The organism is Acetanaerobacterium sp. MSJ-12, assembly GCF_018917875.1.
Lineage (GTDB): Bacteria > Bacillota > Clostridia > Oscillospirales > Ruminococcaceae > Bittarella > Bittarella massiliensis.
The window spans coordinates 79,216-95,201 of the sequence record NZ_JAHLPK010000006.1; the positions used below are offsets into that span (position 1 = coordinate 79,216).

15 protein-coding genes are annotated in these 15,986 nt (G+C 63.7%); 12 read left to right on the top strand and 3 right to left on the bottom strand.

What is annotated here, in order from left to right:
• Positions 1-172: 172 nt before the first annotated feature.
• The 6 genes from KQI11_RS08215 (at position 173) to KQI11_RS08240 (ending at position 6,280) form a co-directional block, all read left to right on the top strand.
• Positions 173-877, top strand: a complete 705-nt coding sequence (locus tag KQI11_RS08215) for a hypothetical protein (RefSeq protein WP_216401776.1) — start codon at positions 173-175, stop codon at positions 875-877.
• Positions 878-1,907: 1,030 nt separating this feature from the next.
• Entirely contained in the window at positions 1,908-2,528 is a 621-nt protein-coding gene (locus KQI11_RS08220) for a DUF1847 domain-containing protein (RefSeq protein WP_353653947.1), read from the top strand.
• Between the two features lie 141 nt (positions 2,529-2,669).
• Complete coding sequence (locus tag KQI11_RS08225; protein ID WP_216401778.1) at positions 2,670-3,479, top strand: nucleoside phosphorylase; 810 nt, start codon at positions 2,670-2,672, stop codon at positions 3,477-3,479.
• 3 nt (positions 3,480-3,482) lie between these two features.
• Positions 3,483-4,253, top strand: a complete 771-nt coding sequence (locus KQI11_RS08230) for a phosphorylase family protein (protein WP_216401779.1) — start codon at positions 3,483-3,485, stop codon at positions 4,251-4,253.
• Positions 4,246-5,559 (top strand): amidohydrolase family protein, encoded by a 1,314-nt coding sequence (locus KQI11_RS08235; protein ID WP_216401780.1) that lies wholly within the window; start codon positions 4,246-4,248, stop codon positions 5,557-5,559. The genes KQI11_RS08230 and KQI11_RS08235 overlap by 8 nt, the downstream gene beginning before the upstream one ends.
• Positions 5,546-6,280: a GntR family transcriptional regulator gene (locus KQI11_RS08240; RefSeq protein ID WP_216401781.1), complete on the top strand. Its 735-nt coding sequence runs from the start codon at positions 5,546-5,548 to the stop codon at positions 6,278-6,280. The genes KQI11_RS08235 and KQI11_RS08240 overlap by 14 nt, the downstream gene beginning before the upstream one ends.
• A gap of 88 nt (positions 6,281-6,368) precedes the next feature.
• On the opposite strand, the gene KQI11_RS08245 is transcribed toward KQI11_RS08240, so the two are convergent.
• Together KQI11_RS08245 and KQI11_RS08250 are read right to left on the bottom strand one after the other, a co-directional pair.
• Positions 6,369-6,935, bottom strand: a complete 567-nt coding sequence (locus KQI11_RS08245) for a chromate transporter (RefSeq protein WP_216401782.1) — start codon at positions 6,933-6,935, stop codon at positions 6,369-6,371.
• Entirely contained in the window at positions 6,932-7,510 is a 579-nt protein-coding gene (locus tag KQI11_RS08250; protein WP_216401783.1) for a chromate transporter, read from the bottom strand. The genes KQI11_RS08245 and KQI11_RS08250 overlap by 4 nt, the downstream gene beginning before the upstream one ends.
• A 111-nt stretch (positions 7,511-7,621) precedes the next feature.
• Between KQI11_RS08250 and KQI11_RS08255 the strand changes: the two genes are divergently transcribed.
• Entirely contained in the window at positions 7,622-8,551 is a 930-nt protein-coding gene (locus tag KQI11_RS08255; RefSeq protein ID WP_216401784.1) for a LysR family transcriptional regulator, read from the top strand.
• Here the strand turns inward: KQI11_RS08255 and KQI11_RS08260 are convergent.
• Positions 8,539-8,850, bottom strand: a complete 312-nt coding sequence (locus KQI11_RS08260) for a hypothetical protein (RefSeq protein WP_216401785.1) — start codon at positions 8,848-8,850, stop codon at positions 8,539-8,541. The genes KQI11_RS08255 and KQI11_RS08260 overlap by 13 nt on opposite strands.
• A 118-nt stretch (positions 8,851-8,968) precedes the next feature.
• Between KQI11_RS08260 and KQI11_RS08265 the strand changes: the two genes are divergently transcribed.
• The 5 genes from KQI11_RS08265 to KQI11_RS08285 all read left to right on the top strand — a co-directional run bounded on the left by KQI11_RS08265 (position 8,969) and on the right by KQI11_RS08285 (position 15,762).
• Entirely contained in the window at positions 8,969-11,368 is a 2,400-nt protein-coding gene (locus KQI11_RS08265; protein ID WP_216401786.1) for a transglycosylase domain-containing protein, read from the top strand.
• Positions 11,369-11,889: 521 nt separating this feature from the next.
• Entirely contained in the window at positions 11,890-12,330 is a 441-nt protein-coding gene (locus KQI11_RS08270) for an ACT domain-containing protein (protein WP_021661525.1), read from the top strand.
• A 3-nt stretch (positions 12,331-12,333) separates the two neighbouring features.
• A complete protein-coding gene (locus KQI11_RS08275) occupies positions 12,334-13,569 on the top strand; it encodes a homoserine dehydrogenase (protein ID WP_216401787.1) in 1,236 nt (411 codons plus the stop codon).
• 51 nt (positions 13,570-13,620) lie between these two features.
• Positions 13,621-14,520, top strand: a complete 900-nt coding sequence (thrB, locus tag KQI11_RS08280; protein ID WP_216401788.1) for a homoserine kinase — start codon at positions 13,621-13,623, stop codon at positions 14,518-14,520.
• Between the two features lie 36 nt (positions 14,521-14,556).
• The gene (locus KQI11_RS08285; RefSeq protein ID WP_216401789.1) at positions 14,557-15,762 is read left to right on the top strand and encodes an aspartate kinase; all 1,206 of its coding nucleotides are present in this window, start codon (positions 14,557-14,559) and stop codon (positions 15,760-15,762) included.
• Positions 15,763-15,986 lie beyond the last annotated feature (224 nt).

The window sequence follows — 15,986 nt, forward strand, 5'->3', positions numbered from 1 at the left end:
TTTGCATAATTATAGGAATTGCACATTGTGGTAAACGACGAACATGACGGTCATTGACAGAAAATTAACAGCATTCAAAAAATGCTTCTGGCTTTTTGGGGGCGTCTGTGATAAACTAAAAGTTATCGAAAAAACACAGGCGGCCAGGCCCGCCCTGCAAGGAGGACAACCCGTGCTACCCATTTTGTTGGCCGTTGCCATGGCCACCCTGGGCTATCTCACCCAGACGGGCAAACTCACCCTGTTTGTCACCTACTACAACCCCGACATGAGCGAAGAAGAGATGCAGGAGATGGAGGCAAAGCGCAAGACCAGCGCCGTGCGCAGCCTCTACCTCATGGGGGCGGCGGCCGCCGTCTCGGGGGTGCTCTCCCTGTGCAACCTCTACTTTTATAAAGAGCTGTTCATGGGCATCTACCTGGGGCTGTTTGTCCGCTTTCTCTGCAAGACCTTTGTCAGCGCCGGCACAAAGACCATGAAGCTGGTCTTTGTGCTGGCGGGCATCCTCACCGGGTTTCTCTACTTCTCGGTCAGCTTTACCTTTGCCTTTTCCCCCAACAGCTACACCGTACAGGACGGCACCCTGGTGATCGCCGGGGGCGAAAAGGGGGAGGTGCCCCTCTCTGGGGCCAAAATCACCCTGCAGAGCGAGCTGCCCCAGCGCCAAAAGGCCGAGAGCCAGGTGAAGGAGTTCAACGGCACCTTCCGCGGCCAGTACCTGTTGGCAAACGGCGAGAGCGCCCACCTCTACCTCAACGGCGGCAGCGGCTGCGCCGTGCGGCTGGAGGGGGAGAGCGGCATCTACTACTTCACCGGCGCCAGCGACGAGGAGACCAAGGAACTCTACGCCCTCCTGGGGGGCACCATCGTAGAATAGACGCCCAGTGCGTGGGGGAGGCCGGCCGCAAGGTCGGCCTCTCTTTTTGTAAAATGGGCAGCGGCAGGGGAAAATAGGCGGTGGAAGAAAAAATAGCAGGCGCCCCTTTCGGAACAGGCGGCCCAGTTGTGGGATGGGCTATCGGGTGCGCCTGCTGAAGCGGGTTTGGGCGGCGCGCTGGCCACCGTGAGCGCGGCGGCACAGGGCAAGGCCTCCAGAAAAGAGCCTGGGGCGGGCCTTTGCCGCCCCGGGGGCGAGCATCGAGCGCCGGCCGCCGGGGGAGGACTGCCCCCTGTCGGTGGGCATGCCCCGTCCCCTTTATCGCTGGGGGGACGAGTGGGGCTGGCGACAGCTGATTAGAAAAAACAGAGAGATCGCCCAAGCCCCGGACAGCAGACCGTGAGCAGAGCGGGCCATCCCGGCCCCGGCGCGGGGCGGCTGTAAACGGGGCCTCATCCCTTGCTTTGGCCGTCATCTCCCCTGCCGCAAACGGGAGGGGCCCAGGGGCGCGCCGGCCGGCAGGGGAGGAAGCTTGCAGACAGCGCCTCTCCCCCTGCTCTGGTCGCCGTCTCCCCTGCCGCAAACGGGGGGGGGGCCCAGGGGCGCGCCGGCCGGCAGGGGAGAGGGCTTGCAGACAGTGCTTCTCCTCCTACCCTGACAGCCATCTCTCCTGCTGCAAACGAGGGGATCAGGGACGCGTCGGATGGCAGGCGAGAGGGCTTGCAGACAGTGCCTCTCCTCCTACTCTGACAGCCATCTCTCCTGCTGCAAACGGGAGGGGCCTGGGGCGTGCCGGCCGGCAGGGGAGGGGGCTTGCAGACAGCGCCTCTCCCCCTGCCCTGGTCGCCATCTCTCCTGCCACAAACGGGAGGGGCCCAGGGGCGCGCTGACCGGCAGGCGAGGGGACTTACAGGGCCTGGGGTCGCCATCTAAATTCCCGATGGGAAAAGCGATTGCTTCTCCGCCCGGGTCGGGGTATCATGGGGGAGAGGGCCCGCAAGACCGTCGGCCCGCAGAGAGGAGAGATATTGTGTACTACACCTGTGGAAGTTGCACCGTTCACGGCTGCCAGTCCGGCGACTTTGAAAAGCTGCCCAAAAACTGCCCCATCCGCAACACCCCGCTGATGGAGGCCGCCTTCGCCAAGTACAGCGAAGAGGAAAACCACAAGTTCTACCTGGAGAGCTCCAAGATCGAGGCCACCGGCTACGGCCGCTGGCCCCGGGTGCGGGAGATCACCGAGTTTTGCAAGGCCATGGGCTACCAGAAGCTGGGGGTGGCCTTCTGCGGCGGACTTAAGGAAGAGGGGCGGGTCGCCTGCGAGATCTTTCGCGCCCATGGATTCACAGTGGTGTCGGCCATCTGCAAGGCCGGCGGGGTGCCCAAGGAACAGGTGGGCCTGGGGGAGGAGGACAAGGTCCACCCCGGCCGGTTTGAGCCCATGTGCAACCCCATCGCCCAGGCCATGCTCTTAAACGAGCAGCAGACCGAGTTCAACATCGTCATCGGCCTCTGCGTGGGGCACGACTCCCTCTTTTACAAATACGCCCAGGCGCCCACCACCACCCTGGTCACCAAGGACCGGGCCCTGGCCCACAACCCGGCGGGCGCCCTCTACTGCGCCCACTCCTATTTTAAAGACAAGGTCTAGCGCCGTTCCCAGGCCGCTGCCCCCCTGGGCGGCGGCTTTCTTTGTCCTAATTTTGATAAATTGCATATAAAATTGATATTGACTGATTGAAATATATAAAATATAATGGTGATAACACAAGTGAAGAGTGGAGGGATCGGTTTGCGTTATTACCAGAGCAAACCCGACTGGGACGAGACGGGGCGGCTGCGCCACATCGGCCTTGCGCGGGGAGAGGTGGCGCCGGCGGTGCTGATGCCGGGGGATCCGGGCCGGTGCGAGGCGATGCAGAGGTTGTTTGCTGCGCCCCATTTTGTGGGGCAGCGCGGCGCCTTTGCCACCTATACGGGGGAGACTTCGGGGGGCGCGCCCATCTCGGTCATGTCCTCGGGGATGGGTTGCATGAACGTCTCCCTGGCACTGGAGGAGCTCTCGCATCTGGGGGTGGACACAGTGATCCGGGTGGGGACCGGCGGGGCGGTACAGCTCCCCTTCTCCCCGGGGACGCTGGTCATCGCCACCGGCTGTGTCCGGGGAGAGGGGGCCTCGCAGGAGTACCTGCCCCCCGAGTTCCCCGCTGTGGCCGACTACCGGGTGGTGAGCGCCCTGCGCCGGGCCTGCCGGGAGCTGGAGGAGGAGCCGGTGGTGGGCCTCTACCGCTCGCACGACTGCTTTTATATGGAGTCCCCCGGGGCACACCCCGGCCTTTTTGAGCGCATTCAAATCTGGCGGGACACCAATGTGCAGCTGCTCGAGAACGAGAGCGGCACCCTGTTTTCCCTGGGGCACCTGCTGGGGATCAAGACCGGCTCCATCTGCATCGCCATGGGCAGTCTCTTTGACGAGCACCGGGAAGAGGCGCTGGCGGCCGCCGCCCAAAAAGACCCCCAGTGGCTGCAACGGCGGGTGGAGGTCGCCACCAGGGCGTCGATGCGGGCCGTCGAACTGCTGCGAGAGGGAGAGGGGGAGTAGACCGTGCCGTTTGCCAGCAAAAAATTGATGGACGAGAGGGGCAAGATCCACCATCTGGGCCTGGGGGTGGGAGAGGTGGCCCCGTCGGTGATCCTGACTGCGGAGATGGAGCAGGTCCCGGTGATCGCTGGGCTGTTGGAGGGCGCCGTGGAGATCGGCCGCAACCGGGAATACCTGACCTACACGGGGACGGCGGGCGGGGTGCCCGTCAGCGTCATGTCCACCGGGAACGGGTGCATGCCCATGGCCATTGCCGCGGAGGAGCTTTTTCACCTCGGCTGTACCACCCTGCTCAAGGTGGGGGCAGGCTTTGCCCTGCAGCCCGACTGTGCCCCGGGCGCGCTGCTGACGGCCACCGCGAGCGTGCGGGGAGAGGGGACCGTCAGGGAGTACGTGGGCCCCGAATATCCCGCCGTCAGCGACCCGGAGCTGTGGGAGGAGATCTTGGCCGCGGCGGGGGAGCGGGGGGAGCGCCTTCGCTCGGGCATCTTCCGCAGCCACGACGCCTACTACCTGGAAAGCCCCTTTGCCCCGGACGGCGGGGAGCGAGCGGCTCGGTGGCGCGCCCTCGGGGTGGAGCTGATCGAGCACGAGACCTCCGCCCTGTTTGTGTTGGGCACCATTTTGGGGATGCGGACGGGGGCCCTCTACGTGGCAAAGGGCAACCTGTCGGGGGGCGACGCCCTTTCACCGGCGCAGTTGGAGGGGCGGCTGCACACCTGTTACGAGATCGCCGTGCGGGCGATAGAGAGGATGGCGAAGAGAGATGGATAGGGGAACACTGCTCATAAAAAACTGCAAACTGGCTCGGTTCGACGACCTGACGGCGGCGGATGCGGACATCCGCATCGCGGACGGAAAAATCGCCGCGATCGGCCCCCTGACCCCGGGGGAGGGGGAGACGGTGCTGGAGGCGGGGGGGATGCTCTGCATGCCGGCCTTTGTGGACACCCACACCCACCTGGTGCAGTCCCTGCAAAAGGGGCACATGGACGGGCTGGCCATCACCAACTGGCTGGTGAAGATGCTCACCACCGAGCAGAGCTTGAGCGAGGAGGAGTACTTTTACGGCACCCTTCTGGGCCTTTTGCAGGGGCTGCGCTTTGGGGTGACCACCTTTCACGACATGATCCAATACCCCTGGGTGGATGCCGCCGCCGAGGCGTACAACAGGGCGGGGCTGCGGGTGGTGATGGGGCTGGGCGCCACCGATGTCGCCGAGAACGAAAAGACCTACATGGTGGGGCTGGACAACTCCCTGCGGCAGGCGGAGGACATCTACACTCGCTTTCACAACACGAACGGCGGCCTGATCCGGACCGATGTGGCACCGCTGGGGCTGCCCGCCTGCAGCAAGGAGCTGATGCAGGCCCTCAAGGCCTTCTCCCGGGATCGGGAACTCACCTTCCACACCCACCTGGCGGAGGGGCGGATGGAGACGGAGCAGATCCGCGCCCGCACCGGCTGGGGCGAGGGGGAGGCCCTCTACCGCTACGGCATCCTGGACGAAAAGACCATCCTCGCCCACAGCATCTGGCTGGAGGAGCGGGAGCTGGACATGATTGCCGAGAGCGGGGCCACCGTCGCCCACTGCCCCTGCACCAACATGAAGATCAGTGACGGCATCCCCCCCATCGACCGGATGGCGGCCAAGGGGGTGCACCTCGCCCTGGGGTGCGACGGCGAGGCGTCCAGCTCCAACCGGGACATGGTGCGGGAGATGCACGCCGGGGCGCTGCTGCAAAAGGTGGTCACCGGCCGGCCGCAGGCCCTGCCGGAATCCCTGTGCTACCGGATGATGACCGAAAACGGCGCCCGCGCCCTCGGCTTTGACGACCTGGGCCGGGTGGCGGTGGGCAACCGGGCAGATTTGATTTTGGTGGACATGCAGGAGGTCTCCCTGGTGGGGGAGGAGACACAGCTCTCCAACTTCCTGCACGCGGGCACCGGTTTTCAGGTGGACACGGTGCTGGTGGAAGGGGCGGTCCGCTTACGGGGCAAGCAGTTTGTGGACATCGACGCCGAGGCGATCATGGCCAGGTGCGAACAGGTGATCAGGGGGATCTATGAGAGACAGTGAACTGCAGAGACTGCGTCTGGACGAGGTGGACCGCACCCCCCTCTACCTGTTGGCCTACCGCAGGCTGCGGGAGCTGATCGCCTCCGGCGCGTTTGCCCCGGGCGAAAAGCTGATGAGCGAGGCGAAGCTGGCCGAGGCGATGGGGGTGGGGCGGACCTCCCTGCGCACAGCGCTGGTGCTCCTGCAGGAGGACGGCTATGTCAGCACCCGCCACGGCAGCGGCACCTTTGTCACCCAGCGGCTGCCCAGCCCGGAGGATGCGGCCCCCGCCGCCTGCCTGACGGTGCGCGAGCGGCTGGAGCGGTTACACCTCCCTCTGCAGGTGCAGCCCGGCCCGGTCCGGCTCGGCCAGCGGGACGACTTTTTGGACAGCCAGTTGGAGGCGGGCGGCGAGAGCCTTGCCATGGTGCCGGCTGCCTACTTTTTGGACGGCCAACTGGCGGTGGAGAGCCAGCTCTACGCCTGTGAGCGGGTGGCCCGTTCCCTCGCGGAGCTGGAACTGCTCTTTCACACCCGGGTGGATCACCTGACCAGCAGCTTTTCGGTCACCCATTTAAAGGGGGTGGAGTTTCACCACTCGCCCCTGTGGGGGGAGAAGCCGGCGCTGCTGATCTCCTCTCTGTGGTTGAGCGCGGACAACCGGCCGATCTGCTTTGAAAAGGACTATGTGGACACCGACGTCTTTCGCTACAAGATCCGCCTCGGCAGACAGTCCCCGTAGACAAAAAAGAGAGAGGGGCGGCGCAGCATTGCTGCGCCGCCCCTCTCTGACTGCCTTGGGGCAGGGGAGGCCGTATCGGGGGAGGGAGTCACCCCACAAAGGGGAAGATGAAGGCGCCCAGGACCCCGCAGCCCACCATCACCCAGATGGGGTTGGGTTTCCACTTGCGCAGGACGAAGAGGGCGGCGGCAAACATCGCGGCGCAGATCCAGTCGACGCTGGCGGGCGACCAGCTCACCGCGCCCCCCTGCCAGAGGGAGAGGATGAGGATGGACAGCCCCGCCGAGGCGATGAGGGCCACCACCGCCGGCCGCAGCCCCTTTAAAATCGCCTGCATGGCGTCGAGCTGGCGGTATTTGGTGTAGATTTTGGCCAGGGCGATGACAATGATGCAGGAGGGGATCACGCAGCCGATGGTGGCGACGATGGAGCCCCAGAACCCGGCGATGTGGGTGCCCACGAAAGTGGCCGAGTTGATGGCCACCGGCCCGGGGGTCATCTGGGAGATGGTGATGATGTCGGCAAACTGGGTCATGTCCAGCCAGTGGTGCAGGGTGACCACCTGGTTTTGGATCAGCCGCATGGAGGCGTAGCCGCCCCCAAAGCTGAACAGGCCGATTTGAAAGAAACTCCACAGCAGCTGCAGGTAGATCATTTGGACACCTCCCCGCTCTTTTTCTGCCGGAAGCAGAGAAAGCCGATGAGGCCGCAGGCCAGCACGATGAAGGCCACGTTGACGTTGAAGACGTAGGTCGCCACAAAGGCGGCCGCCATCATCAGGATGGAGAGGACGTTCTTCTCCTTGGCGACCCCCCAGCCCATGGTGACGGTGACGTCGACGATGACCGCCGCCACCCCGGCCTGCATCCCCCGCAGAACGTTGGCCACCACCTGGTTGGCCCGAAACGCCTGGTAGAACAGGGAGATCACCGAGAGGATGATCAGGGGGGGCAGCACCGTGCCCGCAATGGCCACCAGGGCCCCCAACATCCCCGCCAGGCGGTAGCCGATGATGATGGCCGCGTTGACGGCGATGGGCCCGGGGGAGGACTGGGCGATGGCCGTCAAGTCGAGCATCTCGTCCTCCTCCAGCCAGTGGTACTGCTGCACGAACTTCTTGCGCATCAGGGGGATGATGACATACCCGCCGCCAAAGGTAAAGGCGCTGAGGGTGAAGGTGGAAGAAAACAGCTTCCAGTAAAACCGCAAATCTCTCTTTGCCAACTGCATGGCCTCCTCTTTCTCTTTTCACCCCCAGTATACGCCTTGCATTTTAATAAGTAAAATAATATAATTTTATAAGATAAATATCGAATTGCTTATGAAAAGGAGGGGAGCGGGATGACCCTGCGCCACCTGCGCATCTTCACAGCGGTCTGCCAGTGCGGCAGCGCCACCGAGGCGGCCCGCCGCCTCTACATGACCCAGCCGGCGGTGAGCCTGGCCGTCTCGGAGTTGGAGAGCCACTACGGCGTCCGGCTCTTCGACCGCATCTCCCGGCGGCTGCACATCACCGAGCCGGGGCGGCAGTTGCTGGCCCGGGCCGGACAGATCCTCGACCTCATCGACCAGCTGGAGGAGGAGATGCCCGGCGGCCGGGGCGGCCGGCTGCGCATCGGCGCCAGCATCACCGCCGGCAGCGAGTTCCTCCCCGGCTGCGTGGAGCAGTTTTCCGCCGCTTGGCCGGAGGTGGAGGTGCAGGTGCGGGTGGACAGCAGCGAGACCATCGAGGATCTCTTGCTGGAAAACCGGCTGGATCTGGGGCTGATGGACGGCCCCGCCCGGGACGGCCAGCTGGCCGCCCACCCCTTTTTGGAGGACGAGCTGGGCCTTTTCTGCTGCCCCGGGCACCCGCTGCTGGCCCGCCAGCCCCTGCCGCCGGCCGAGCTGGCCCGCCAGCCCCTCCTGCTGCGGGAGGCGGGCAGCGGCGCCCGCAAGGTCTTTGAGAGCGCCCTCATCACCCGGGGGATGGAGGTGAGCCCCGCCTGGGAGTCCAGCTCCACCCGGGCGCTGAAGGAGGCCGCCCGCCAGGGGCTGGGGATTGCCGTGCTGCCGGTGCGGCTGGCCGCAGAAGAGCTGGCCTCCGGCGCCCTCTGCCGCCTGGCGGTGGAGGGGATGCCCCTGGTGCGCAACCTCTGCGCGGTCTACCACAAAAACAAGTACCTGACCCCGGCGGCCACCGCCTTTTTGGAAATCTGCACCGGCGCAAAAAGCGGCCCGGCCAAAGGGCCGGGCCGACAGGGGGACGGGGAGCGCAATCAGCTGGAATAGTCCTGCAACAGGCCCTCCAACTCCTGGCGGCTCTCCGCCCAGACGCCCTGCAACAGGTGTTGTTGCTCCTCTTCCGGCAGGGCGCTGAGGGTCACCTCCCCGCAGAGTTCGGGCTGTCCGGAGCCGCCGGTATAGACGGCCAGCTGCCCGTTCTCCACCCGCAGAAGATAGCGGGAAGGGGCCTCGGCCTGCATAGAGTCGGCGCCGCGGTGCCATCCTACCAACAAGCTGGAAAGAAATAGGGCCGCGCAGCAGAGAAAAGCGGTCACGGTCGAGAGAATCCACCGGTTTTTCGTCACATCAATCACCTCTCGAGTCCAGTATTCTCTTAAAAATAAATGAATATGCAGGAAAATCGGTTTAACAAAATCGACGGTATATGCTATAATAACTTACCATTGGAAGGAGGTTATGCTTGTGCCCAACCAAAAATCGCCGGACGGCGGCAAGTCCCCGTCGGAGAAAAAGAAGGGAACCACCAAGCAGACCGCCGCAAACGCCGCCTCGAAAAAGGGCCAGAAGGGCCCCAAGCGGAAACTGCGGGAGAGAAAATGGTTCAAGGTCTGCCTGACGGTATTCTTTATTCTGGTGATCGTGGTGTCCATTGCGGCCACCTCTTTTATGATGTACGTCTTCAGCACCATGAAAAACGACGACCAGATCTTGAGCCTGGAAAATGTAAAGCTGGCCTTTACCACCATTGTATACGGCAAAGACGGGTCGGGTGAAGAGGTGGAAGTGACCCGCCTCAACTCGGCCGAAAACCGCATCTGGGTGGACTATGAGAACATCCCTGAAAACATGATCCACGCCGTGGTAGCGGTGGAGGACGAGCGCTTTTACAAGCACCACGGGGTGGACTGGAAGCGCACCATCGCCGCCACCGTCAACGAGGTCATCCCCATCTACAAGGGGCGGCCGGGCGGTTCCACCATCACCCAGCAGCTCATCAAAAACATCACCCACGACAAGTCCACCAACTTTTTGGAGGGGTATGCCCGCAAGGCGCGAGAGATCTTCCGCGCCCTGAACCTGGAGAAGATGTACTCGAAAGAGGACATCCTGGAGGCCTACCTCAACACCTTCCACCTGGGCAACAACACCGACGGGGTGCAGGCGGCGGCCTATGTCTACTTCGGCAAGGACGTGTCTGAACTCTCCCTGGTGGAGTGCGCCGCCATCGCCGGCATGACCCAGAGCCCCACCGAGTACAACCCCTTTATCAACCCCGAGAACAATAAGACCCGGCGGGACTACGTGCTCAGCAAGATGCTGGAACTGGGCTACATCACCCAGGAGGAATACGACGAGGCGGTCAACACCGAGCCCGAGTTCAAGAGCGAGGAGTACGCCGCCAACGCCCAGAAGATCGAGAGCTACTTCACCGACTACATGATCGACGATGTCATCGATCACCTGATGGAGAAATACGGCTACACCAAGGAGGAGGCCACCAACTACCTCTACACCGGCGGCCTGCGCATCTACTCCACCGTGGACACCTCGATCCAGGGCACCCTGGAGTCGGTTTACGAAAACGACAAGAGCTTCCCCAACGTGTCCAGAAAAGAGACCGTCACCGACGAGGAGGGCAACAAGAGCGAGGTCACCATCCGCCCCGAGTCGGCGGCGGTGGTGATGGACTTCGAGGGCAACATCCTGGGCCTGGTGGGCGGCCGGGGCGAAAAGACGGTCAATCGGGCCCTCAACCGGGCGGTGGTGGCCGGCCGCTCCAACGGCTCCACCATGAAACCCCTGGCGGCCTACGGGCCGGCCATCGAGCAGGATCTGATCACCTACTCCACCGTTATGGACGACTCCCCGGTCAAGACCCTCAATGGCCGCCCCTGGCCCAAGAACTACTACGCGGGCTACAAGGGTAAGATGACCGCCGAGACCGCCCTGAAAAAGTCGGTCAACACCGTGGCGGTGCGGACCATCCAGAAAGTCGGCGCCAAAAACAGCTATGAGTTCTTGAAGGAAAAGCTGGGGATCACCACCCTCACCGAGAGCGATGTGGACGACAGCCTGGCCCTGGGGATGCTGACGGACGGCATCTCCCCCCTGGAGGTGACGGCCGCCTACGCCGTCTTCGGCAACGGCGGGGTCTACTACGAGCCCCGCACCTACACCCGGGTGGAGGACCAGTTCGGCAACGTGGTGCTCGACGGCAGCGAGTTCGGCAGCAACCGCGCCTTCTCCGAGTCCACCGCCAAGGTGACCAACCAGATGCTCCAGCAGGTCCTGCAGTCGGGGGGCACTGCTGCCTCGTTCCGCTACGGCTCCATGCCCTTGGCGGGCAAGACCGGCACCACCGACTCCGACACCGACAACCACCTGCCCCGGGACGTGTGGTTTGTGGGGATGAACCCCTACTATGTGACCGGCGTCTGGTGGGGTTACGACTCCAAGTACGGCGTGTCCGAGAGCGGCTATCCCCCCGCCGCCGTCTGGAAGAACATCATGAGCCAGATCAGCTCCGGCAAGGCCTACAAGAACTTCCCCAACGCCTCCGGCGTGGTGCAGAAGACCTACTGCGTCAAGAGCGGGCTGCTGGCCTCCGACAAGTGCACCGAGACCGCGGTGGGCTGGTACAAGACCTCCAACATCCCCGAGACCTGCTCCGGGGTGCACGAGGGCGATCCCCCGGTGGAGGAGGAGCCAAAGCCGCAGAGCAGCTCGGCGGCCTCGTCGAGCGGGTCCAGTTCGGCCAGTTCCAGCGCCTCCAGCTCTTCCAACTCCTCCAGTTCGGCCAGCTCTTCCAGCAAGCCGGTGGTGCCGCCGGTGAGTTCCAGCCAGGCGGCCCCCAAACAGTGATTTTTCCCGTCTGGAAGCGGTCGGCACACAGCTGAAAATGTTTTGAGGACCGGGCGGCAGCCAAGCCGCCCGGCCCTCTTTTTTTGCAGCCTTGGCCCCCAAAATCTCCGCCCCCGCCAGGGGAGACAGGTGCTTTGGCACAAGGCCTCCTGAAAAGAAGGGCGCCGATGCAAAAGAAAGGCATTCTTTGGGCATGGACGACGCGGAGTAAAACCCGACAGGAACGGTTTACCGGCGGCGGTGCGATGTGGGATTTCGATGCCCCTTGAGGGGCGAAGTCCGTGTCCTGCCCTTTTCGGGCTGGTGAGTCGCTGGTTTTACTGGGGGGGATTTATCGGGAGCCCCCGACGGTGATACCGCCCGTCCTCACCCCCCAATCCGCCATTTTTTTGGGGGAATCGCCGAAGTCAACAAAAGGAAACGAGTTTTGGAGGGTTTCGGCAAAAAAATGGTTGTCAATTTGGGCAGATGGCGCTATACTGTATCTTACAGAAAAACAACAGTGTTTGTGAGGTGGACTTATGCAGGACACACCTAAGTTTCTGCTGGTGGACACCGGGGCCCTGCCCCCGGTGTTTTTAAAGGTGGTGGAGGCCAAGGAGATGCTGGCCCAGGGCCTTGCCAAAAATTCCAGCGAGGCGGTGAAGAAGGTGGGCATCTCCCGCAGCGCCTTCTACAAGTACAAAGACCGGGTCTACCGCCCGGCGGGGGACAGCCGGCAGCTGTGCACCTTCTCCTTCTCCCTGCGGGATGAGCCGGGGGTCCTCTCCCGGGTCATCAACACCATCGCAAACAGCGGCGCCAACATCCTCACCATCAACCAATCCATCCCCATCGACGGGGTCGCCCCGGTGACCATCTCCTTTCGCATGGGCAGCGCCTGCCTCCCGCTGGAGGAGCTGACCGAGGAGATCGGGCAATTGGGTGGGATCGTGGAATTAAAGCAATTGTTAGGAGAGTAGCAAATGATACAGGTAGCAATCATCGGGTACGGCACCGTTGGCTCCGGCGTGGCCGAGGTCATTGAGAGAAACGCCGAGGGCATTGCCCGCAAGGCTGGGCAGCCCATCGCCGTCAAATACATCTGCGACATCCGCGACTTCCCCGGCGACCCCAACGAGGGGAAGCTTTGCAAGGATTTCGGGGTGGTCTTAAAAGACCCCGAGGTCTCGGTGGTGGTGGAGTCCATCGGCGGGCTGAAACCCGCCTACCAGTTTGTAAAGGACAGCCTGCTGGCCGGCAAGAGCGTGGTCACCTCCAACAAGGAGCTGGTGGCCACCCACGGCTGGGAGCTGCTGCAGATCGCCAAGGAGAGGGGGATCCAGTTCCTCTTTGAGGCCAGCGTGGGGGGCGGCACCCCCATCATCCGCCCCATCTACCAGTGCATGGCGGCCAACGAGTTCACCGAGATCGCCGGCATCCTCAACGGCACCACCAACTTCATGCTCACCAAGATGAAGCGGGAGGACCTCTCCTTTGACGAGGCGCTGAAGCTGGCCCAGAGCCTGGGGTACGCCGAGACCACCGACCCCTCGGCCGACGTGGACGGACACGACGCCTGCCGCAAAATCTGCATCCTCGGCTCCCTGGCCTTTGGGCGGCACATCTTCCCCGCCCAGGTGCCCACCGAGGGGATCCGCGCCATCACCACCGCCGACATGGCGGCCGCCGAGCGCCTGGGCTACGCCATCAAACTCATCGGCCGGGCCAAGCGGCTGGAGGACGGGCGGGTGCTGGCCGAGGTCTGCCCGGCCCTGCTGCCGGGGGAGAGCCAGCTGGCCTCGGTGAGCGACGTGTACAACGGCATTCTGGTGCGCTCTGACATGCTGGGCGACGTTCTCTTTTACGGCCGGGGAGCGGGCAAGCTGCCCACCGCCAGCGCCGTGGTCAGCGACATCATCGACTGCGTCAAGAGCGAGGACGTCCACCGCACCCTCTTCTGGGTCAAGAGCGAGGAGGAGTTCCTGGCCGACCCGGCGGAGGACGTGCTGCGCCGCTACCTGCGGCTGGAGGGCGGCTCACAGGAGGCCCTCTCCAAGGCCGTGGCCGCCGCCTTTGGCGCGCCCGAACTGGTGCAGCCCAGCGGGGAGGGGATCGTCTGCATCCTCCCCGCCCAGAGCGGCAAGGCATTTGCCACCGGCATCGCCGCCCTGCCCGATTGGGCCAAGGTGGCCACCGCCCTGAAGGTGCTGCCCTACTGATCCGGCGCCCCGCGAGGGGATGCAAATTTTGACCATTGGAGGGACTCATTCGTGATCCACATCACCGTGCCGGCCACCAGCGCCAACATCGGCGCAGGCTTTGACTCGCTGGGGCTGGCCCTCAATTTGCAAAATGAAATTTATATGGAGGAGTGGGACGGCCCGGCCATCTCCTCCCGCGACGGGCGGCCCGTCCCCACTGGGGAGGACAATCTCATCTACCGCACCGCCAAGGCCCTGTATCAGCGGGTGGGCCGCCCCTTTCGGGGGCTGCGCATCGAGCAGGTCAACAACATCCCTATGACCCGGGGGCTGGGCAGCAGCTCGGCCTGCATCGTGGGGGGGCTGTTGGGGGCCAACACCCTGCTGGGCGAGCCCCTCGCCAGAGACGAGCTGGTGGACATGGCCGCCCACCTGGAGGGACACCCCGACAACTCCACCCCGGCCATCCTGGGGGGCTTTGTCTCCGCCGTGCTCGAGGAGGAGCACGTCTACTACGTGAAAAAGGAACTGGACGAGGGGATGCACTTTGCGGCCTTTATCCCCAATTTCAGCCTCTCCACCGAGGTGGCCCGGGCGGCGCTGCCGCCCCAGGTCAGCCACAAGGACGCGGTCTACAACCTCTCCCGGGCGGCGCTGATGGCCACCTCCATCTGCACCGGCAAGCTGGAAAACATCCGGGTCGCGGCGGGGGACCGGCTGCACCAGCCCTACCGGCTGGGGCTGATCGAGGGGGGACAGCGAGTCTTCGACATCGCCTACGAGTGCGGGGCCCTGGCGGTCTTTGTCAGCGGCGCCGGCCCCACCATCCTCGCCCTGGTGGATGCGCAGAACGCCGCCTTTGGCGACCGGGCGGCCGCCCTGCTCCAGGCCCAGCAGGAGACCCGGGCCTTTGAACTGGTCAAACTTCGCCCCGACAATCAGGGGGCAACGGTGCGCGTCTGCGAATAGATATAAGAGTGATGAGAAGAAAGAGGAGGGATTCCCATGGCTTTGGTCGTGCAGAAATTCGGCGGTAGCTCGGTGCGGGATGCCGAGCGGGTGCGCAATGTGGCGCAGATCGTCACGGACACTTACAAGGCGGGCAACAGTGTGGTGGTGGTGGTCTCCGCCCAGGGGGACACCACCGACGACTTGATCGAAAAGGCGGCGGAACTCAACCCCAACGCCTCCAAGCGGGAGATGGATATGCTCCTTTCCAGCGGGGAGCAGCAGAGCTGTGCCCTGCTGGCCATGGCCATTGAGGCCATGGGCTACCCGGCCATCTCCCTGACCGGCTGGCAGGCGGGCTTTTTCACCACCAGCAACTACTCCAACGCCCGCATCCACCGGGTGGACACCGAGCGGCTGCAGGCCGAGTTGGACCGGCGCAGCATCGTGGTGGTGGCCGGCTTTCAGGGGCTCAACAAGTTCGACGACATCACCACCCTGGGCCGGGGCGGGTCGGACACCTCGGCGGTGGCGCTGGCGGCCTCGCTCCACGCCGACACCTGCCAGATCTACACCGACGTGGACGGGGTCTACACCGCCGACCCCCGCAAGGTGAAAAATGCAAAGAAACTCGACGAGATCTCCTTTGATGAGATGTTGGAGCTGGCCACCCTGGGCGCCCAGGTGCTGCACAACCGCTCGGTGGAGATGGCGAAAAAATTTGGGGTGCAGATCGAAGTGCTCTCCAGCCTGAGCCGGGTGCCGGGCACCATTGTGAAGGAGGATGTAAAGATGGAAAAGATGTTGATCAAGGGCGTGGCCAAGGACGAGCACGTGGTGCGCATCACGGTGGACGGGGTGGCGGACCAGCCGGGCACCGCCTTCAAGATTTTCTCCCTGCTCTCCAACCACAAGATCAACGTGGACATCATTTTGCAGACCCCCCCGAAGGACGGCTTCCAGGCCATCAGCTTCACCATCTCCGACGACCAGAAGGACGAGGCCCTGGCGGTGCTGGAGCGGCACGGCCACCGCTACCCCGGCGCCAAGATCTACAGCGAGGACGACATCGCCAAGGTCTCCATCGTGGGGGCGGGGATGCAGTCTAACCCCGGCGTGGCCGCCGACATGTTCGCCGCCCTGGGGGATGCAGGCGTCAACATCAAGATGATCTCCACCAGCGAAATCAAGATTTCGGTCATCATCGACCGGGCGGACGCCGACCGGGCAGTCTCCGCCATCCACAGCGCCTTTTACGACTGATCGGGAGAGAAAAGAGGGGGGTACCCCCCTCTTTTTTTGTGGCAACTCTAGCCCCCCAACCCCCGATTTTGCCGGGGAGACAGATCGCTTTCCGCACAGGGCTCCCTGAAAGAAAGGACCGGAGGTACAAAAGGAAAAGCGATTTTGGGGATGGATGGCGCAAACCGGCATCCGAAATTGCCGGTTTGCCGGCGGCGCGCGCAGTGCAAACAAAAATCTGCGAT